The 20,988-nt window shown below is 58.9% G+C and carries 16 protein-coding genes; 12 read left to right on the forward strand and 4 right to left on the reverse strand.

All coding sequences use genetic code 11. From position 1 onward, the window contains the following. Positions 1 to 146: 146 nt before the first annotated feature. The gene (locus R3C19_18295; protein MEZ6062296.1) at positions 147 to 617 is read right to left on the reverse strand and encodes a 6-carboxytetrahydropterin synthase; all 471 of its coding nucleotides are present in this window, start codon (positions 615 to 617) and stop codon (positions 147 to 149) included. Between the two features lie 556 nt (positions 618 to 1,173). Between R3C19_18295 and R3C19_18300 the strand changes: the two genes are divergently transcribed. Then, positions 1,174 to 4,461 carry a family 78 glycoside hydrolase catalytic domain gene (locus R3C19_18300; GenBank protein MEZ6062297.1) on the forward strand — a complete coding sequence of 1,096 codons (3,288 nt, stop codon included), beginning with the start codon at positions 1,174 to 1,176 and terminating at the stop codon, positions 4,459 to 4,461. A gap of 108 nt (positions 4,462 to 4,569) precedes the next feature. Continuing rightward, complete coding sequence (locus R3C19_18305; protein ID MEZ6062298.1) at positions 4,570 to 6,285, forward strand: hypothetical protein; 1,716 nt, start codon at positions 4,570 to 4,572, stop codon at positions 6,283 to 6,285. 46 nt (positions 6,286 to 6,331) lie between these two features. Here R3C19_18305 and R3C19_18310 read toward each other — a convergent pair whose 3' ends face one another. From R3C19_18310 to R3C19_18320, 3 genes are all read right to left on the reverse strand, one after another. Then, positions 6,332 to 7,369 carry an ATP-grasp domain-containing protein gene (locus R3C19_18310; protein ID MEZ6062299.1) on the reverse strand — a complete coding sequence of 346 codons (1,038 nt, stop codon included), beginning with the start codon at positions 7,367 to 7,369 and terminating at the stop codon, positions 6,332 to 6,334. Between the two features lie 232 nt (positions 7,370 to 7,601). Continuing rightward, the gene (locus R3C19_18315) at positions 7,602 to 7,868 is read right to left on the reverse strand and encodes a BON domain-containing protein (GenBank protein ID MEZ6062300.1); all 267 of its coding nucleotides are present in this window, start codon (positions 7,866 to 7,868) and stop codon (positions 7,602 to 7,604) included. A gap of 451 nt (positions 7,869 to 8,319) precedes the next feature. After that, positions 8,320 to 9,705 carry a DUF1501 domain-containing protein gene (locus tag R3C19_18320; GenBank protein MEZ6062301.1) on the reverse strand — a complete coding sequence of 462 codons (1,386 nt, stop codon included), beginning with the start codon at positions 9,703 to 9,705 and terminating at the stop codon, positions 8,320 to 8,322. Between the two features lie 321 nt (positions 9,706 to 10,026). Here R3C19_18320 and R3C19_18325 point away from each other — a divergent pair, with 321 nt between their 5' ends. From R3C19_18325 to tssG, 10 genes are all read left to right on the forward strand, one after another. Continuing rightward, positions 10,027 to 10,434: a hypothetical protein gene (locus R3C19_18325; GenBank protein ID MEZ6062302.1), complete on the forward strand. Its 408-nt coding sequence runs from the start codon at positions 10,027 to 10,029 to the stop codon at positions 10,432 to 10,434. Then, a complete protein-coding gene (locus R3C19_18330; protein MEZ6062303.1) occupies positions 10,427 to 11,119 on the forward strand; it encodes a sigma-70 family RNA polymerase sigma factor in 693 nt (230 codons plus the stop codon). The genes R3C19_18325 and R3C19_18330 overlap by 8 nt, the downstream gene beginning before the upstream one ends. A gap of 610 nt (positions 11,120 to 11,729) precedes the next feature. After that, positions 11,730 to 12,848 (forward strand): type VI secretion system protein TssA, encoded by a 1,119-nt coding sequence (tssA, locus tag R3C19_18335; GenBank protein MEZ6062304.1) that lies wholly within the window; start codon positions 11,730 to 11,732, stop codon positions 12,846 to 12,848. A gap of 217 nt (positions 12,849 to 13,065) precedes the next feature. Continuing rightward, a complete protein-coding gene (gene tssB / locus R3C19_18340) occupies positions 13,066 to 13,602 on the forward strand; it encodes a type VI secretion system contractile sheath small subunit (protein MEZ6062305.1) in 537 nt (178 codons plus the stop codon). A gap of 2 nt (positions 13,603 to 13,604) precedes the next feature. After that, positions 13,605 to 15,098, forward strand: a complete 1,494-nt coding sequence (gene tssC / locus R3C19_18345) for a type VI secretion system contractile sheath large subunit (protein ID MEZ6062306.1) — start codon at positions 13,605 to 13,607, stop codon at positions 15,096 to 15,098. Between the two features lie 89 nt (positions 15,099 to 15,187). After that, positions 15,188 to 16,756 carry a type VI secretion system contractile sheath large subunit gene (gene tssC, locus R3C19_18350; GenBank protein MEZ6062307.1) on the forward strand — a complete coding sequence of 523 codons (1,569 nt, stop codon included), beginning with the start codon at positions 15,188 to 15,190 and terminating at the stop codon, positions 16,754 to 16,756. Positions 16,757 to 16,776: 20 nt separating this feature from the next. Beyond that, positions 16,777 to 17,586: a type VI secretion system accessory protein TagJ gene (locus tag R3C19_18355; GenBank protein ID MEZ6062308.1), complete on the forward strand. Its 810-nt coding sequence runs from the start codon at positions 16,777 to 16,779 to the stop codon at positions 17,584 to 17,586. Further along, positions 17,579 to 18,061 carry a type VI secretion system baseplate subunit TssE gene (tssE, locus tag R3C19_18360; GenBank protein ID MEZ6062309.1) on the forward strand — a complete coding sequence of 161 codons (483 nt, stop codon included), beginning with the start codon at positions 17,579 to 17,581 and terminating at the stop codon, positions 18,059 to 18,061. The genes R3C19_18355 and tssE overlap by 8 nt, the downstream gene beginning before the upstream one ends. Before the next feature lie 6 nt (positions 18,062 to 18,067). Beyond that, positions 18,068 to 19,915, forward strand: coding sequence for a type VI secretion system baseplate subunit TssF (gene tssF, locus R3C19_18365; GenBank protein ID MEZ6062310.1), 1,848 nt, complete (start codon positions 18,068 to 18,070; stop codon positions 19,913 to 19,915). Then, the gene (gene tssG, locus R3C19_18370; GenBank protein ID MEZ6062311.1) at positions 19,879 to 20,967 is read left to right on the forward strand and encodes a type VI secretion system baseplate subunit TssG; all 1,089 of its coding nucleotides are present in this window, start codon (positions 19,879 to 19,881) and stop codon (positions 20,965 to 20,967) included. The genes tssF and tssG overlap by 37 nt, the downstream gene beginning before the upstream one ends. The last annotated feature ends 21 nt before the right edge of the window (positions 20,968 to 20,988 follow it).

Here is a 20,988-nt window from a genome sequence, read left to right on the forward strand (position 1 = left end):
GCCGCACAGCATACGACATCACGCAGCGATGTTCATTCAGCAGCAGCGGAGAAAGGTCGCTTGTGTCCCGCCGTCGGCACGCTTCGGGCGCAGGAATTCGATGGAATAAGTCGCCGGGATCCGCCATTCGGCTGAATTTGCGGCCGTTATGACTTCTGTGTTTCCGCGTGTTCCGCCGCGAAGTAGCGATTGTCGCGAACCCAGTCTTCACGTGTGTAAATGATCGTGGACGTGTCGGTTTCCTGAATTTCGATGCGATCCAGACGAAAACCCATTTCCGTGATTTCCGTAAACATGACCCACGCCAGGTTCTCGACACTTGTCGGACCGTCCAGAACCTTCAGCCGCAGGTTCTCGCCTGTCCGGCGGCAGTGATCCTGCAATGTTTCATACAGCGGATCGTGGCGATTGATCAGCATCCCGTGATCGAAGTTCTGCAACAGGTACGGTTCCATCTTTGCGTCGAAATCACCGAACAGCGTGCTGATGTCGCCTTCCCGCTCGACCTCGAAGTGAACTCGCAGACCGTAACGGTGCCCGTGAATATTACTGCATTTGTCGCGCAGCGTTTCGTTGCGATGGGCGGCGTAGAACTTGTACTGCTTCTCAATAATCATGATTTCCCCGGTCGACAGTTCACAGAATTCTTCGGAAAGCCACCGGATCCGTTCCGGCGATCGGCCATTCAGCGCTGTACACGGCGCCGCTGAATTCTAGCTCGGTGAACCAACCAGAACTATGCACCAGCCGTCACCGCGACATCCTGCGTGTCGCCCGCGCTGACAGCATCCGTTGTGAACTCCCCACAACGCGCGGACTGCAAAGAATGCCGGAAACCTTTGGGCCGCGCGAACCATGGCGGACCTTCTGTGCGGGAGACGTGGCTCTTTGCACGGATCGCATGTGATCCGGGTGTCGTGGTCTGCATGGTGGCCGATCCCGGGTTCGGCTGGTCACAGGGGTCTCCGGTGCGTGCCGATCCTGTTCCTGCCGCTATCGGTAATCATTCTGTATTATCACGCGGAACTTTTCCGCGTCAGTCTGTCGTCGATGCGCACGCCTCGCGGACCACAGTCCGACGGTGAATTCATCGCGCCACAGCGGCAGAATTTCACGGACCACTCTTCAGGCAGAAAACAGGGCCGGCTGGTAAGGCCGGAATGTGGGTGGAACATGCGATACTTCGGGCTTGCGTTGCTTCTCATCCTGGCATTCGCGTCGGACACGATGGGCGCCGGACTGAAAGTTTCGGGCCTGAGCTGCGAACACCTGATCGATCCGCGAGGCATTGATGATGTGCGTCCCCGGCTGAGCTGGAAGCTGATGCCTGCCGTCGACACGCTCCGCAATCAGCGTCAGTCGGCGTACCGGATTCTGGTAGCCAGTGATGCGGAGTTGCTCAATCGCGATCAGGGCGACGTCTGGGATTCCGGTCGGGTGGAATCCGATCAGTCGCAGCTTGTCCGTTACGACGGCAGGCCGCTGGAATCGCGCCAGCAGTACTGGTGGAAGGTGCAGGTGTGGGATCAGGATGGCAATGTTTCCGCATGGAGTTCTCCCGCGTTCTGGTCGATGGGCCTGCTGGCTGCCGAGGCATGGAAGGACGCGAAGTGGATCGGGCTCAATGAGTCCCATGACGATTCGATTGACACTGCCGATATCAAAGCCGCCAACTGGCTGTGGTATCCGGAAGGTAACGCGGCTCAGGACGCTCCCGTTGAAACTCGCTACTTTCGTCGCAACGTGACTTTGCCGGCGGATCGCAGAGTTGTTCGTGCCGTGTGCCTGTTTGCCGGGGACGATGTTGTTTCCTTTTACGTGAACGACGTTTTGGCGGGTATTGGTCGCGGACATCCGTCGCTCATCGGCGTCGATCTGACGGGGCAATTGAAACCAGGTGAGAATCACCTGGCAGTTGCCCTGACAAACGGCGCGGCCGACGTGCCCGCCAATCCGAGCGGCTGGATTGGTGCGCTGCGAGTGGAGTTCGATTCCGGTGAACCAATGGTTGTGCTTTCCGACGGCGACTGGAAGTCCGCCAAGTCGGTGGCGGACGGCTGGCAGTCGGCTGAGTTTTCCAATTCCGAATGGGTCGCCGCGATGGAACTCGGAAAGGCGGGAATCAGCCCTTGGGGAATTCCGTGGAACGACCGCTGGACGTCGGAGCATCGCCGTCTTCCCGGTCGATACCTGCGGCGGGAATTCGAAACGGCCGCCGACAAGACAATCCGGCGCGCGACCGCGTCCATCTGCGGGCTGGGTTTTTTCGACCTGCATGTCAACGGCAGGCTGATCGGCGACCAGTTGATGAATCCGGCTCTGACCGGGTACGACAAGCGGGATCTGTACGTGACATTTGACCTGACCGACGCGATGCGTTCCGGAACGAATGCCGTCGGAGTCATCCTCAGCAACGGCAGGTTCTTCGCGCCGAGATCGCAGAATCCCATGCCGATGCACTCGTACGGGTATCCGCAAATGATCGGGCAGATTCAACTGGAGTATGCTGACGGCAGCGTTCAGACGATCGTTTCCGACGAGTCCTGGAAACTGACAACGGACGGCCCGCTGCGTGCCAGCAACGAATTCGACGGCGAGGAATATGACGCCACGATGGAAATGCCCGGCTGGTCCGAACCGGGCTTTGACGATTCCGGATGGCGACCGGCGGAGGTTGTTCCGTCGCCGGGCGGCCGCCTTGAAGCGCAGATGGTCGAGCCGATTCGCGTAACCGAAGTCCTGAAACCGGTGCGGATCCTGGAAGCAAAGCCGGGCATCTGGATGGTCGACTTTGGTCAGGCGTTTTACGGAGTCGTTCGGCTGAACGTCAGCGGTCCGGCCGGCACGCGAATTTCCATGCGGACCAGCTTCAATGTCCTGCCCGGCGGGACTCTGAATTTCATCAACGACCGCAGTGCCCGCAACACCGATGTCTACACACTGAAGGGCGGCGGAAACGAAACCTGGCATCCGCGTTTTCGAGGCAATGCGACTCGCTGGGTGCAGGTTGAGGGTTTCCCGGGAACGCCGACCGCGGACAACTTCGCCGGTCTGGTGACTCACACGGATCACGCTGCCGTCGGTAAGTTCGAATGTTCCAATGATCTGGTGAACCGCGTGTATCTGAATGCTCGCTGGGGAACCCGCCTGCAGAATCGCAGCGTGCCGATGGAACCGGACCGCGACGAACGCATGCCGTGGTCCGGTCATCCGGCCAAAACGTCCGAAAGCGAAGGCTGGGCGTTTAACGTCGCCCGGTTCTACGAACATTTTCTGCACAACTATCGCGAACATCAGGGGGGCGACGGCAGCCTGCAGGAAATCCTGCCACCGTACTGGAAATTCAACGGCAGAGACATCATCTGGCCCAGCGTCGTGACGGTGATTCCCGACTGGTACTACAACTTCTACGGCGACGATCGTCTGCTGGTCGACAACTATGACCTGATGAAGCGCTTCGTGCTGTATCACGAGCGTGCCAACCTGAAGCCGGACGACACGATGGATCACTGCACGTATGGCGACTGGGTCGACACCGCTTCGATCGGAGCCAACAGCCGCAACTTCGGAGCGACTTCGCGTCCGCTGATGGCGACCGCGTATCTGTACAACAACTGCCGGATTGTCGAACGAGCGGCGCGGCTGACAGGCCGCCCGGACGACGAAAAGTATTTCCGGGAACTCGCCGACCGAATCTACCGGGGCTTCAACGCTCGCTTCTTCGACGACGCTTCCGGAACGTATGAAAGCGCGACGCAGTGTTCGGCAGTGCTGCCGCTGGCGTTCGGACTGGTGCCTGACGATGTGAGGCAGCGGGTGATCGACAATCTCATCCGCGACATTCTGGTGACTCACAACGGTCACACGTCAGTCGGATTGATCGGAACTCAGTGGCAGATGCAGGTGCTCACGAACATCGGCCGCCCGGATGTGGCGTACACGATTGCCACTCGAACGGACCGTCCGAGCTGGGGATACATGATCAGCAAGGGCGCAACGACGTCCTGGGAACGGTGGGACACGGACACTCAGGACGGCGGCATGAACGGCGAGAGTCAGAAGATTCTTTCCGGAAACTTCGAAGCGTGGTGTTATCAGACACTCGGCGGAATCAACTACGACCCGGACAACCCCGGCTTCAGGCACATCATCCTGAAACCGCGACCCGTCGGCGATCTGACATGGGTCAGAGCGTCTCACGAATCCACGTACGGTCGCATCGAAAGCGACTGGAACCGTGCCGATGGTCAGTTTCACTGGAAGGTTGTTGTGCCGCCGAACACGTCCGCGACAGCCCGGGTGCCGACAACTTCGCCGGATCGAGTTCGCGAATCAGGCAGGGCGATTGGTGAGAGTTCCGGGATTCCGGTGCTGGAAACTTCGTCCGATGCGGTGGTGGTGAAGCTGGGTTCGGGAACATACAACTTCACCGCACCGCTGGTGACTGCAGCAGCGGAATAGCGCCGTTTGAACAGGTCCGACGGCAAAGCCCGACGCAGACCGCGCGGTGCAAACGGTGGGCTCCATCGATTTCGGGTCAAACAGCGGAAGTACTCGGAGACACAAGACTTGAACGAATCACTCGACGAAACAACCGCCGCGGCGTCGCTTACTGAACGAGTTGACAAGCTTTACGAATTCGAACGGGAACCGGTTTCCGAAGACAAACTGGAAAGTGGAAAACACTTCGCGGCGCTGTTCGCGGGAGAACACGTCGCGGGCACGGAATTTGTCATCGGAGCGGCCTTCGTCGACTGGGGAGCCAGCGCCGCGGATGTGCTGTTTGGGCTGCTGATCGGGAACGCTCTGGCTGTACTGGCGTGGACTTTGGTTTGCGCGCCGATCGCCGTCAGAACGCGGCTGACGCTGTACTGGTATCTTCGCAAGATCGCCGGGCCGGGAGTCACCGCGGCCTACAACGTGCTGAACGCTCTGCTGTTCTGCGTCCTGTCCGGAACGATGATCACGGTGTCCGCGTCGGCCATCCGCATTCCGTTCGGCATTCCCGAACAGACGATGTGGTATCCGCAGGACGTTCGGTTCGTGTTCATCGTGCTGATCGTGGGAGCCGTCGTCGTCAGCGTGGCAATTCTGGGATTCAAGCGGCTGGCTCAGTTTTCAGAAGTCTGCGTGCCCTGGCTGTTCGTCATGTTCTTCGCCGGTGCGCTGGGGATGCTGCCTGTTCTGGCGAACGCACTCGAACTGGAAAGCGTTGCTGACGCATCAAATCTCTGGCGAATCGCCCAGGAACAGATCTGGGTGAAACGGCCGGATTCGGTAATGGGAATGTGGCACGTCGCGGCGTTCGCACTGATCTGCAACCTCGCGTTTCATGTGGGCCTGTCCGACATGGCCGTTCTGCGATATGCACCACGAGCGTCGTACGGACTGTATTCCGCCTGCGGCATGTATCTGGGACATTATCTGGCATGGGTGTGTGCCGGAGTCATGGGCGCCGCGGCCGCGCTTGTTCTGTCGAAACCGCTGCCGAATCTGGATGCCGGAGGCGTCGCGTACCAGGCTCTCGGACTGGCTGGCATCCTGGCCGTGACACTTGCCGGCTGGGCGACGTCGAATCCCACGCTGTACCGAGCGGGGCTGGCTCTGCAGGCCGTGACTCCCGGCTGGCCGCGATGGCTGGTAACGCTGCTGGTCGGCGTTGCGACAACCATCGTCGCCTGCTTTCCGTTTGTGTTCGGCAAGTTGCTGAGCTTTGTGGCACTGTTCGGAATCCTGCTGTCACCGGTCGGTGCGATCGTGTTCGTCGAGCACTGGCTGTTTCCCCGCATCGGTCTGCGACAGTATTGGTTCAGCACAACGGGCAGATCTGTCAGTTGGCCGGCACTGGCGGCGTGGGTGATCACTGTGGCGATTGCATTGGGGCTGTGGTTTTCGAAGGCAATCCACGAATTCTTCATCGCGATTCCGCTGTGGTTTGTTGCCGCGGTGCTTTACACGGTAATGGCGTCCATGGCGGGAGCCCGATCGGCAGCGACCGCAACAGTCGCTGAACAGGAATCGGACCGGTCGCGGACTTCCGCATCGCAGGTTCGCGTCCGGCCGGCTCGCCCCGCATGGCTGAAGGCTGTGGGCGCCGTGGCTCTGGCAACACTGCTGTTTCAGCTTGTGTTGCCGTTCTGGGTCGTGCGAGGCGGGTACGAACAATACCTGACGAGAATGCCCGACTATTTGCGATGGCTTGGCTGGGCCAGCGTCATTCATCTGGTCACTGTCGCCGCCTGGGTGCTCATCAGCGAACGACAGCAGAACGGTGCCGGTTCCTGAAATGCAGATCACTGCCCGTTCGCACGCATCAGTCAGCGACGGGAGCTCAATCGACCACTGCCGCCGATGTCGTGAACTCCACAGCGGTTGGTTTCCATGCCATCGCAGTATCGCGATGCCGCTGCAGGATTCGCGACAGCAGATTGTCATCGGTGAGCTTCCGATACCCGGTGTAGCTGGTACACAATCGTGGATTCACTTCCATGATTTGCAGTGCCCCGGAACCAGTGGCAAGAAACAGGTCGATGCCAAGGTAACCGTCAACCGGCGGAATCACGGATGCAACGGCTGTTGCAATGGAACGGGCCTGTTCATGCATGATCGACGGAACACAAGCCGGAACGCGGCCGCCGCAATACAGCGGCCCTGTCTTCGTCCAGCGGATGTACTGTTCAGCCAGCGGCAGGATCAGCGGTGCAGCCTGCGAACCGCAACCGATGAACGCAATCGAGAACCAGTCTCCTTCGCAGTACGGCTGAGCTACGAATTCTGACGACGCGCCGATAGCTGCGTTCAACCAGCCATCGAGTTCTTCACGCTGACAGCGTCGAATTCCTTCGCAGCCGCAGCCAAAGCGCGGCTTCAACACCACCGATGACGGCAGCGTCGCAAGTAATGCGTTTGTTGGCTCAACGGTCGTAACAACCGGCAGCCCGGCATCTGAAAGAGCATCGGCACAGACAAGCTTGTCGCTGCAAACGGCAACTGTTCCCGTCGGAGGCAGCAGCACACGATGACCGGCCGCCCGGAGCTCACGACAAAGCTGCAACAGGCATCCTTCCGATTCCGGAGCGATCAGCAGAACGGCGTCGCGATCGTCCGCCGCGGAAACCAACGAGTTCAGGAACGGCTGCCGCAGGTGCGGATTAAGAGGACTCGCGGAACACGCCAACAGATCCTGTTTCAGACTCTCGGCGGCTTCCGGGCACAGCAGGACGGCAACATCCAGATCGGAGATCCGCGCGGCATCCGACAACACCGCCGCAAGCATCTGACGACCCTCACTTCTGAGCGACACAGGCGCTGCGGAAAATGCGGCGCGGTCGGCATGCAGGAACTCGCACACCAGCAGGCGTTGAATCAACTCAGTGACCTCAAGTCAGTAACCTCAACTCAGCGGTGTCAGCGGCGCGTCACACGAATGAAATGCGGCACAAAAAAAGCCCGGCTCCAACAGGAACACCGGGCCACGTCAGTGACTTCGAAAGTGGCAGGAACCGACACTCATCGCTGTCCCTGTTCCCGCAAGCCGGAAGGTGCGACCCTGTTCTGCTCGCGGAATAACAACGGCGCCGTTCACCAGTGTCACCGAAGCATCATTCGTCCGTGTTGCACAAAAGCAGATGGTTCTGGACGTCGACCACGCCTTCGACGGACTGAGCCGCCGCGGCAACATCTTCGTCCGGAGTGTAGCGGGTCAGCACTCCTTCAAGGCAGACGCCGTTCGGAATCCGGCGAACAACCAGTGAGGCGAAGTTGAGCCCGCAGGTACTCAGGAGTGCTCGCCGAACGTCAGACTCTATCGAATGGGGCAGGCAGCCGCGTTCAACGGTACTGACCGGGTCCAATTCCAGTTGTGGCATCTTCGCGGACCTCCGTGAGCGAGTGCGGATGAAAAGATCATCAACTTCAACGGAGGCCAGTCCCGCACCCGGCAGATAGACCCCGTTCAGAGGACAAACGGATCGACTGTCCTCAAACAGCAAAGCTGATGGTTTGAACCGATCACTCTGATAGTCATTCGTCGCCCGACCTCGTGCCCGGCAATGGCATAAGAACCATCCTTCATTAGATGGTGCCGATATGATATCGCGAGCTGAATAATTCGTGAAGATGAGATCGCGTCTGAATGTCCAAAATCGCGTGACAGACACCATTGGTTTGTCGCCGCTTCCTGAATGCCCCATCTTGCCGAAGCCGCCGGATCGAGATCGATATGCTCCGGGCCGATTGCCGAACATGGATGACCCCGGTGGGGAAACTCAGCAATCCCGCAGAGATCACGGCAAAGAAGTGGCTTCGGCGCAGGTTTGTTCAGGCCAGAACGCCGTCGATCGGTTCGTGACTTGTGATCAGTCGCACCAGATCGGTTGGAAGGCTGCGGTCCAGACGGAGTTTTCCGACGTCGAAGACCGAATGAAAAATCGTTGCGAGCAGATGATTGATGCCCCACGGTTCGGACAATGGCGACGCGGCGTCCTTTGTCGACTGTCCTGTAACAGCCCCGCAGTTGGTTCCGCCGCCGTAGAACAATAGCGGGGCGAGTCCACCCCAGTGGTCGCGACCGCCAGCCGCGTTGATTCGCGGCGTGCGGCCCATTTCGCCGCAGCAGACCAGCAGCACGCGATCGCTCAGACCTCGCGATTCGATGTCGTCAATGAAAGCCGACAGCGCGTGGTCCAGCGGATGACCCATATACCGCATGCCTTCTTCCATTGTCGCGTTGTTGACGTCGGCATGCATGTCCCAGACGAAGTTTGTGGTGACCGTGACGAAACCGCATCCGCGCTCCACAAGCCGGCGAGCCATCAGCATGAGCTTGCCGAGTGTCATGACATTGTCGACGTAATTGTTGTAGTTGTTCCAGCGGCGACTGATTTGATCGGGCTTCAGCAGCGGCGCCGTGTCATATCGGCGGATAAGATCCTGCGGTTCTCTGGATAGATCAAACGCGTCAGCCGCGCCGCCGAGAATTGTATTGAACGCCTGCTGTCGGAAGTGGTCCATTCCGTCCAGCGTTCCGGTGGCGTCGACGCTGCTTTTTAATCGATCAAGTTGTGTCAGCAGTGCGCGGCGATCGTCCAGTCGATCGGAGGCCAGCGAGAGTTTCATGTTTTCCTGCAGCGGTCCTCCGGTCCCGGGAACAAACGGACTGTAGGCCTTCCCGAGGGGACCGGTGGCATCGAACCGTCCGAAACTCAACTGGGCCGGCTGGCGTTCCGGATCGACCGCTCGCGGAAACAGCGTAACGTTTGACGGAAGTCCGCTGGCAGTATCGGTCGACCCGGCGACTCGGGAATAGATGGACCCGATGGACGCTCCCATCGAATGCCGGGACACGACCGGCTTGATATCATGATTGCCGTCGCCGGTCGTGAAGGATCGAACAATCGCCAGTTTGTCAGCCCGTTGCGCCAGCCCCGGGAACGTCCCGCCGAACTTGATTCCCGGAATTGATGTGGCGACTTCCCCGGTGGCACTGCGGATTTCGGCGGGAGCATCCATCTTCGGATCGAAGGTTTCGATCTGGCTGGGGCCGCCGTGAAGAAACAGCAGGATGACCGAGCGGCCCGAAAGCGATGCGTGAGCGTCGCGATCGGCGGCCAGCAAGTGATTCAGCCCCAGACCGGTCGACGCCAGCGAGCCGATTTGCAGCATCGCCGCTCTGCGAGTTCGTCGCGTGTCGAACAGTGACAGCATCCGGGTGATCCTTAACAGGAATGAGACCGCTGGCCCAGGGTGCGGTTCCGCAGCTGGCTAACGGCCCGGCGTTCCGCGAGCAGTGATCGCGCAAGTGGCGGCTTCGATGCGTAACTCACGATCAACGGTTTGCCGCGTCAATTTCCACCTCAGCATCGTCTCAGCATACTGAAACCCAGGGCGGCAGGAAACAGTGTCATCTGACTTCATCGCCCGGCGGGGAGTTCTCCGAGCCTGCCGGTCGTGGTATGCTGCCGGTCGGCATGGTGCGGATTCGGCCGATTCCGCAGGCCAGCAGGCGTCTGACAGGAACAGACAGTTATGAGTGAACGGGAATCAGAACCGAACAATCCTGATCCGAAGGCGGACTGGTCAGAAACAGCCGGCGCAGCGGGCGGAAGCACAGCGCGTCGCGGACTGCCGACTCCACAGCTTCTGCAGCAGATTATCGCCGCAGCCGACGAAGCACTGCATTCCGCCGATCAGGACGTGGAACTGCAGCGCGAACTGGACGCCGTCGGTCGCCGGTTTCCTCAGGCGGAACTGACCGTGGAGCCGGTGTTGCTGGCCATGGTCGACACGGTGATCAGTCGAATGAAATATCTCGGCCCGAAGCTGGGACCGAAAGTCACGGAATTCGTGGCCACGACGCTGTACGACGACCCCGTGGCTCGCGTGCGCGTGGAACGACTTTGGGCGGGCGTGCGAGGGCGTGCCAACCATGAGTAGCAACAATTCAAAGCAGGCTCAGCGCAGCCGCGAATTGATCTACAGTTGCCAGGGACTTGTTCGTTCCATCGCGTGGAAGATCCACCAGAAGCTTCCCAGCAGCGTCGAACTGGATGACCTGATCGGGTACGGCCAGGTCGGTCTTGCTGAGGCCGCCAACAATTACGACCCGGATCGGGGGTTTCAGTTTACGACGTTTGCCTACTACCGAATCCGGGGCTCGATCCTTGACGGATTATCCACGATGTCGTGGTTCAACAAGGCGGACTACTGCAGCGGACGGTACGAACGAATGGCCAACGAACTACTGGACGATGCCTCCGAAACCCGGCGAGCCGATACCGGGCAGGACACCGAATGGTTCGGTACGACAGCCCGGTCCCTGTCGATGGTCTACCTGATGTCGCAGATGGCGTCGGAAGACGGTCGTACCCCGGAAGTCGTCGATGACGGCACGCGGGACCCGCAGGAACAGGCGGAAACCGAAGATATCTGCGGGCGACTGATTAGCCTGGTGGCCGAACTTCCCGAACAGGAACGCGCCCTGATGCAAAGTGTTTACTTTGACGGCCTGACTCTGAAAGACGCCGGAGAACGGATCGGAATCAGCAAGGCATGGGCAAGCCGTCTGCATACACGCATCCTGAACACGCTGGCGCTGCGGCTGTCGCCTGACAATGATTGAAACTTCCGCCTCTGAGCGATAGCTTTCGGCTGGTTTACCTGCATTTTTACCAGTCGGGCTGAAGTTCTGCGGTAATGCCTGTTTCGTCTGATAACCGATCCGGCATTTCATCATCGGAGACAGACCAGACATCCGCGGCTGATAAAGCATTTGGTTCTGGCGGGCAGGTCGGAGGCGACTTTCGATAAATCGCACTGCACAGCCGTTGCCACACGAATTTCGACAACATCGGAGGTCTTGCAGACACTCGTAAACGACAACCCGCGGGGAAGGGAAGTGACTGCCGATCGTGTGACGGTCCCGCAGCGGTCGATGGGAACTGCGGCTCGGATATTCACGTACTCTGCATGCGGAGGAGGCAGGCACCTGACCGGCTGCCTGGCGGGGAAACGACCAGATTGTCGATCGATCCGGGTCACGTGGAATAATCCCGTTCGTCAGGAATCTGAACCCGTCAGACGCTGGTCCTACAACTGTGTGCATCAGGCAGGACCCGCATCGGGCCAGACGTCAGCGTCTGATGTCTGCGAATTCCACCTGAAGCCGCTTTTGCAAACGCCGATAAGGGATTTGAAAACCAGCTCCTGAAAACTTCAGCAAGGTGACAGCATTGAGTAGCGAGATTGAGTTGGACATCCCGGCGCTGCTGGCCCCGTTTGAGGGGGATTCTCGCGGCGGGCAGGATCTGCGAGAAAGCGACGATCCCAACAATTCCTACCGACGCATTCGCGACGCGCGCAACGAAGCTCGCGAAGAAGAGCGTCAGGCAGATATCTCCGGCGAAAGTCACGCTGAGGCGGATCGTCACTGGCGAGATGTCTGGAACGAAGGGCAGGAATACCTCCAGAATGTTGCGAAGGATCTGGAAATCGTTGCCTACATGATTGAGGCATCGATCCGGCTGGGGCGATTCAGCGGACTTGCACAGTCTCTGCGGCTGACAAAGGAACTCGTGGATGCGTTTTGGGGGGAAGTCCTGCCCACGCCGGACGAAGACGGAATTGAAACCACCGTTCGCCCGATCTCCCGCATGAACGGCGACGTCATCACCTATCCGCTGGCTCGTGTACCGGTCACCGCCGACACCAGCATCGGTGAACTTGTTGTCTGGCAGTATGTCCAGGCGCAGCAACTGGAAAGCATGGGCGTCGAAGAACGCGAGGAGCGTGTTTCTCGCGGTGCGGCCACTCTGGAGATGTTCAACCGCGCCGTGGCGGAGACGCCGATCGAGTTCTATCAGCAGTTGGTGACGGATCTGGCGGACGTGCGAGCGGCGACGACGGAACTGCGGGACGCGTTCGTGGAGAAAGTCGGTGAGGAAGACGCACCCTTCTTTTCGAAATTTGAAGCGGCCTACGCCGACGCGGAGAACGTGGTCTCAAAAATCGCCGGCGACCGTCTCGCCGCGGCGGAGATGGACGCTGCCGACAGCAGTGAGGCAGAAGGATCGGCAGCCGCAGGTGAAGGCGGCAGCGGCGGTTCGGGAAGCAAGTCGGGAGGCCTGGGAAGCCGCGAAGATGCGTTTGCCATGCTGGAAAACGCCGCACGTTGGTTTGAGAAACATGAGCCACAAAGTATCCTGCCTTCGGAGATCCGCAAGGCGATCAGACGCGGGCGAATGAATCCGGAAGAGCTTTACAGAGATCTGATCTCCGACGAAGCGGTGCGGCACCAGCTTTACCGGGACGTCGGAATTGAGATCCAGCAGGAAGCGGAGGAGTATTCCTGATTGGCAAACAGCGAGCATCGGTCGCAATTCAGCTGCCTGATACAGCAACCTGGCAGCTTCGAATCCGCAAAAACGCTGTGAATTTAGATCCGGAAGCCGGTCCGACGCACGTCCGGCGACGCCCGCTTAGCACTTGTGCGTCACCCTGCCGACCGGCAGCAACCAGTTCAGGTAACGTATCGTTCGTTTGTGTCCCTAACAGCGAAAGGCCCGAAGGATGGCAGAATCTACTCAGAAAAAGCTGAGTCGCGTTCGAAAACCGCGTGTTCATATTACTTACGACGTGGAAATCGGTGACGCAGTCGTCAAAAAGGAATTGCCGTTCGTGATGGGGGTCATGGGCGACTTTTCCGGAAATCCCACGACGCCCCCGAAAGCGCTCAGCAAGCGCAAGTTCGTTTCGATCGACCGTGACAATTTCAATGAGGTCATGGCCAACATCGCTCCCGAAGTGAACATGCGGGTCAAGAACACGCTGCAGGACGACGGCAGCGAAATGGCCGTTCAACTGAAATTCAAGTCGATGGACGATTTTGATCCCGGCCGCATCGTGGAACAGGTGCCGGCGCTGAAGAGTCTGGTCGATTCGCGCGACAAGCTGCGGGACCTTCTGACGACGATGGATCAGTCGGAAGACCTGGAAGCTCAGTTGGAAAGCATCCTCAGCGATACATCAAAGGTCGAACAGGCGGCTGGTGAACTTGGCATTGGCGCCGGTGGCAAATCCTCGGATGAAGAAAAGGGAGATGAATAACTATGAGTGCCGCAGAACAAAGCGCTGAAGCCGCCAGTGGTGGTCAGGAAACGACAATGTCGTTGCTGGACCAGATTACGTCCGTCATGCCCCGGGCTGTGGAGAAAGACGAAGCGTCTGACATGGTGCGCAACGTCATCGACGTTGCCATGCAGGGAGCACTGACGTGGGACAAAAGCGTCACCAAAACGATCCGCAAGGCGATCGGTCAGCTTGACGAAAAGCTGTCCAAACAACTGGCCGCCATTCTTCACGATCCGCAACTGCAAAAGCTGGAAGGTTCCTGGCGCGGTCTGCATCACCTGGTGATGAATACGGAAACCAGCAAGACCCTGAAGCTGCGGATGCTGAATATCAGCAAGCGGGAACTCTTCAAAGACCTTGACAAAGCTGTCGAGTTCGACCAGAGCTTCCTGTTCAAGAAGATCTACGAAGATGAATTCGGCATGCCCGGCGGAGAACCGTATGGTGCTCTGGTCGGGGATTACGAATTCACCAATCATCCGGAAGACATTGACCTGCTCGAAAAGGTCTCCAACGTCTGCGCGGGCGCGCATTGTCCGTTTATTTCCGCCGCGTCACCGGAGCTGTTCGGCTTTGAGGACTGGACGGATCTGACGAAGCCGAGGGACATCGAAAAGATCTTCATGGGGAAGAAGTACACGAAATGGAACTCGTTTCGTGACTCGGAAGATTCCCGCTACGTCACGCTGGCGATGCCGCGAGTTCTGGCACGTCTGCCGTACGGGGCGAACACCAAGCCGATCGATGAATTCGACTTCGAAGAATTCGAACTGGACGCATCCGGTGAGGCCAAGCCGGCCAGCCATCACGACTACTGCTGGATGAACGCCGCCTATGTGATGGCCACAAACATGACGGCAGCCTCCGCCACCACGGGCTGGTGTACGGCCATTCGAGGGGTTGAAAATGGCGGTAAGGTTGAAGGTCTGCCCGTCCACAATTTCATGAGTGACGACGGTGACCTGGACAGCAAGTGTCCCACCGAAGTCGGAATCACGGATCGCCGTGAAGCGGAACTCAGCAAGGAAGGCTTCCTGTCACTGTGTCACTTCAAGAACACGGACTACTCCGTCTTCTTCGGCGCACAAACGTGCCAGCGACCGAAGGTTTACGACACGGAAGAAGCCACGGCCAACGCCGCCATTTCGGCTCGTCTGCCATATATCATGGCTTCCTCGCGAATTGCGCATTACCTGAAGTGCATCGCTCGGGACAAGATTGGTTCCTTCATGGAACGCAAGGACATGGAAGACTTCCTGAAGCGCTGGATCGCAAACTACGTGCTTGCCGATTCGTCTCCGTCCCCGGAAATGAAAGCCAAGTACCCGCTTGCGGAAGCAGACATCCGTGTAGAAGAAATCCCGGGCGCTCCCGGTTCTTACAACGCGGTGGCACTGCTGCGACCGTGGCTGCAGCTGGAAGAACTGACAACATCACTGCGAATGGTGGCAAAGCTGCCCCAGAAGGCGTGATGAGCTGAATCGCACGAGTCCTGCCGGCAGTCGGCGGCAGGACTCCTTTTTTTGCGCGTCGCATCCGAACCAAACCCGGGACTTCGCTGGTGTCTGAGCAATCTGCACAAGAGACTCGCGAACAGGTTCTGCTTGCCGACGAACCGTCGACACCTGCCGCATCACCAAGCCTGCTCGATCGCATGACGCAGGCCGAGGCCGCCAGATCATCGAGTGCGCGTGCGGAAGTCGTTGCCGATTTTCTGAACGCCGGCAGCGCCGCCGAAGGCTGCCGTCTGTGGCTGGGATACCTTCCCGACACCGAACTGCGAAAGAACACCGCTCGTCGGCAGCTTGCCAAAGACATCTCCCGAATTGATGCGATGCTGTCGCGGCAGGTCAACGCGATCCTGCACCACCCGCAATTTCAGGCACTGGAGGCCGCATGGCGCGGCCTTGAGCTGCTGACCCGCACCGCTCAAAAGCTGACCCTGGAAAACGAACGGGAAGGCGAACACTGCCAGATTCAGCTTCGTGTCCTGAATGTCTCAAAGAAGGAACTACAAAAGGACTTTGAAGACGCTGTCGACTTTGACCAGAACATGCTGTTCCGGAAGGTGTACGAAGAAGAATTCGGAATCGCGGGCGGCAACCCCTATGGCGCGCTGGTTGCCAATTATGAGTTCACAAACCATCCCGATGACATCGACCTGCTGGCACAGCTCAGCGGCGTGGGTGCCGCCGCATTCGCGCCGGTGATTGCCGCCGCCGATCCGTCTTTGCTTGGACTGGACAGTTTCCAGACGCTGGAACAGCCGGTCGATCTGGAAAAGATCTTCCAGCAGCCGAAACACCGCAAATGGCGGTCACTTCGCGAACGGCCGGATTCTCAGTTTCTGGGACTGACGCTGCCCCGGATTCTGATGCGCACGCCATACGAAGATACCGGCGCTAAGCACCACGGGTTTCGGTTTCGCGAAGAGGTGGAAGGCAGCGACAACAGCCACTATCTGTGGGGCTCTTCGGCCTGGGCGATGGCCACGGTCATCATGCGGGCGTTCGCGTCATCGGGCTGGTTTGCGGACCTGCGCGGTGTGGAACGGGGAGTCGAAGGCGGCGGGCTGGTGACCGAACTACCCGTCCATTCGTTCGGCACGGATCCGTTTGGAGTCGCATTGAAGTCATCGGCGGAGGTTGCTGTTTCCGATCAGCAGGACGCCGAACTCACGCAGCAGGGATTCATCCCGCTGTCTCACTGCAAGGGAACACCCTATTCCGTATTCTATTCGAATCAGTCGGTTCACCAGCCGAAGGAATACGACGACGCGGCAGCGACGGCCAACGCCCGCATTTCGTCGATGCTGCAGTACGTGCTGTGCTGTTCCCGAATTGCTCACTATCTGAAACTGCGGGCTCGCAACAAGATCGGCTCTGCAATGAGTCCCCGCGAAATCGAAGACGATCTGGGAACGTGGCTGGTGGAATATGTGACGCCGGATGAGAAAGCTCCGCCTTCCATGAAAGCCCGGTTTCCGCTTCGGGAAGCGGAAGTCAAAGTGGCCGAAGTCCCCGGCGAACCGGGCAAGTATATGCTGACAATTCGGCTGCTGCCGCATTACCAACTGGACCAGTTGTCATCCAGTATGACCCTTGTTGCTCGCCGCGTGGACGGCCTGTAACGCACCTGAAAGGAACCCTCGTGACGCACCCTGTCGAATTGTTTCAGAGCGGAAAGCTGTCGGAGGCTGTCACGGCGGCCACTGAGGCTGTCAGGAAGAAGCCGACCGATCTGCACGCGCGCAGCACGCTTTGTGAAGTCCTTTGTTTTGCGGGAGATCTGGAGCGGGCCGACAAGCAACTGGATGCCGTCGCCACGATCGATCCGGAAGCCATGGTGGGCGCATCGATGCTGCGGCACCTGATTCGCTCGGAGATTTCCCGACGGGAAGTCTTTTCGGAAGGTCGCGTCCCGGAACTTGTTGAGAAGCCGTCCGAAGCGCTGCAGAAAAGAATGCAGGCGCTGCTGCTGATTCGCGAAGGAGACGCGGGAAAGGCATCGGCGCTGCTGGCGGAAGCCGAGGAACTGGAAGTACCCGTCTGCGGCAAACTGAACGGATCGGACTTCGAAGGCATCCGTGACATGGATGATCTGCTGGGACCGGTGCTTGAGGTGTTTACCGCAACCGGCAACTACTATTGGATTCCGTTCTCGCAGATCCATTCGCTGGAACTCGACAAGGTCACAAACCTCACCGATATGCTGTGGCGCGGGGCGACGATTGAAGCCACCGGCGATATTTCCGGCCGCATTCATATTCCCGCGATCTACTTTGGCTCCGAAAAGCACGAAGATGAACGAGTCCGGATCGGCCGTTCGACGGAATGGCTGCAGTCGTCCGACGATGCTCCTGTGCGCGGCGCCGGCCAGAAGGAGTTTCTTGTCGGAGACGACGCCGTCGCCGTGATGGAAATCCGGTCGCTGCTGCTGGGATCACAGTCCAATGGCTAAATCGTCTGTCCGGAATCTGCCGCGACTGTCGATCCTGGATCGTCTGATTGACGACGATCCGGGATCACAGAAGGATCCGCCGATGGAGGAAGCGCAGCTGATGCGCAGAATCCAACTGGCGGTCAGGCGCGACCTGGAAGATCTGCTGAACACGCGGTACCGCTGCACAACCTGGCCGCCGGAACTGGAGGAACTGGATAATTCCCTGATCAACTACGGAATCCCGGACTTCACGGCGGCAAGTCTGAACGCCGCTGAAGAAGACGGGATCCTGCTGAAATCGATCCGCGCCGCCATCACTTTGTTCGAACCCCGTCTGACGGAGGTCCGCCTCGAGAAGATCAAGAACAAGGAGTATCTCGATCGCACTTTTCGTTTCCGGATCGACGCCGTGCTGGTCATCGCTTCGATCCGGCAGGAAGTCCGGTTTGACTCGTCGCTGGAGTCTGCCACCGGGCAGTTCGAGGTGGAGTAACGGCCGATGAGCGAACCGCTGGATTTCTGGTATCAGCGCGAACTGGACTATTTCCGGGAAAACGCGATCGAGTTCTCGCGGCGTTTTCCCAAGATCGCCGACCGGCTGGGGATGAGCGCGGCGGGGACCAGCGATCCGCATGTCGAACGCCTGATTCAGGCGTTTGCCTATCTGAACGCACGCACTCGACATAAGCTGGACGACAGTTTTCCGGAACTGGCCGACGCGATGCTGAGCGTCCTGTATCCCCACATGCTGGCGCCCGTTCCGTCAATGACGGTACTGCAGTTTGAATTAAATCCCGGTCAGAAAGACCAGACCGCAGGACACGTGATTCGCAGCGGAACGCCACTGGAATCGGAGCGAGTCGGCAGCTACACCTGCCAGTTTCGAACATGCTATCCGCTGAAGCTCTACCCGCTGGAAATGACGGCTGCGCGACTGCTGCCCCGGCCGTTTTCCGGTCCGGATTCCCCGGGTCGTTCGCGCGCGGAAGCGGCGTTCCGTCTGCAGTTGAACACGTTTGATCCAAAGAAGTCGCTGGGCGAATATGAACTGAACGAACTGCAGTTCTATGTTCACATCGCCAATTTCGAAAAAGCGGCAGACCTGTTCGAACTGTTGTTCACGAAGTCTCTGGAAATCGTCGTGACCGGTACGGACGAGACCAGGGCCGCGGCTGTCCTGCCGGCTTCGTGCCTGCAGCCTGTGGGTTTTGCCGACGAAGATGCTCTGCTGCCATGGAAAGCACAGTCGTTTCCCGGATATCGGCTGCTGACGGAATACTTCGTTCTGCCGCAAAAATACCTGTTCTTCAGAATCACCGGGTTGACGCCGGCCGTCCTGCAGAAGCTGGACAACCAACTGGAGATCACCGTTCTGCTCCGCGAAGGCTCGGCCGATCTGGAAAAACTCGTCTCCAGAGATTCGATCCGGATGGGCTGTACGCCGATCGTCAATCTGTTCCACCGGACGGCCGATTCAATTCCCCTTTCGTATCGGACCGCGGAATACCGCATCGTGCCTGACGCGCGAGCTGAAGATTCCATGGAGATCTATTCGGTCGAAGATGTCGAGGTGGAAGATCAGAATGGAGACCTGCGGCCGTATCGTCAGTTCTATTCTGTCAGTCACTCCGCTTCGACCGGTGACACCGGATTCTGGCATGCCACGCGCCGTCCCGGCCCTCTGGCAGGCGACGTATTGAGCCCCGATGAGGGCACTGAGATGTATCTGTCGCTGGTTGATAGTGAGTTCTCGCCGCGTCGCCCGGGGACCGGTTCGCTTCATGCAAGACTGATCTGCTTCAATCGGTCGCTGCCGGATCAGCTCCGAACGCGGAACGCTTCTCAGTTGAGGTTTGACATTATCGGCGGACGCGGACCGGTTTCCTCAATCGCCTGCCTGGTGCCGCCGACGCAGACGATTCGCCGACACATGGGACGGCGCAACCTGTGGCCGCTGATTTCGCAGTTGTCGCTGAATCATCTGTCGCTGACCTCTTCGGAAGAGGCGCTGACCGCACTGCAGGAGATGCTGACACTAAGTGACGTTCGTGAGTCACCGCAGTCTCAAAGTCTGATTGACGGCATTGTCAAAATGACGTGCAGCCCGACGGTGCAGCGCGTGGGCGGAGCGTTTGCGCGGGGAGTTGAAGTTCACCTGGTGATGGACGATGAACGTTACTCCGGTGACAGTGCGTATCTGTTTGCCAGCGTTCTGGACCGGTTCTTTGCGATGTACACGACCATCAACTCCTTCACGCGGCTGACCGCAACGACCCGCGACAACGAATCACGCGAAGCGGAAACCTGGAAATGGACGGCTCGAGCGGGCGAAAAGCCCCTGATTTGATTGACGAACTGTTCAGTCACCCGCACCAGTTCGGATTCTTCCAGGCCGTGCGGCTGCTGGAACGCGCGGCGGTGGAATCTGCGGGCGCCCGTCCTCCGGCTCGCATCGGCGGTGACGGACCGGTCTCTGACGAAATCATACGGTTTCGCGCAATTCCGTCGTTGTCTTTTCCACCGGGAGAAATCTCTTCCCTGAAACAGATCGAACCGGACCACCGTTTTCGTCGCGGCGAATTGATGGTCGCGTTCATGGGCCTGACGGGGCCCTCCGGCGTTCTGCCGCAGCACTATACATCGCTGTTAATCGAACGCTGCCACGTTCGCCACAAGGACCATACGCTGCGAGAGTTCTTTGACCTGTTCAACCACAGGGCAATCTCACTCTACTATCGGGCATGGGAAAAGTACCGGTTTCCGATTCTCTACGAGCGGCAGGAAACGGAAGGCACCGTCGATGAGGATCTGTTTACATCCTGCCTGCTGAGCCTGACCGGGCTGGGAATCCGAGCCGTGCAGGATCGAATGCGTGTCCACGACCACGTGACGCTGCTGTTCGGCGGACTGTTCGCAAACCAGACTCGGTCCGCCAAGTCGCTGGAACAGATCATTCTCAGCTACTTTTCCATCCCGGCGGAAGTCATTCAGTTTTTCGGACAGTGGTTGTACCTGCCCGTGGAAGCTCAGACAAAAATGCCGTCGGCCAATGATCGCCTGGGCCGTAATCTGGCGCTGGGACAGAATGCTGTTGCCGGATCGCGCGTGTGGGACGTACAAAGTCGCGTGCGGATTCGTCTTGGGCCGCTGCCGTGGGCCACGTTCATTCAGTTGATGCCTGACGGTAAGTTCCTGCCTGGAATTGCGGCGCTGATTCGTTTCTACGTCGGCCCGACACTGGATTTTGATGTGCAACTGGTGCTTCGGGCATCCGATGTGCCGGCCTGCCAGCTTGGCGGTGAAGGTTCACAGGCACCGCGTCTGGGCTGGACAACCTGGATGGGAAGCAAACGCCGGACGCAGGACGCGGACGATGCGGTGTTCGCATTTACGCAATAGCGGGTCGTCGACGCTTCGGCG

It is taken from the genome of Planctomycetaceae bacterium (assembly GCA_041398785.1).
Classification (GTDB): Bacteria; Planctomycetota; Planctomycetia; order Planctomycetales; family Planctomycetaceae; genus JAWKUA01.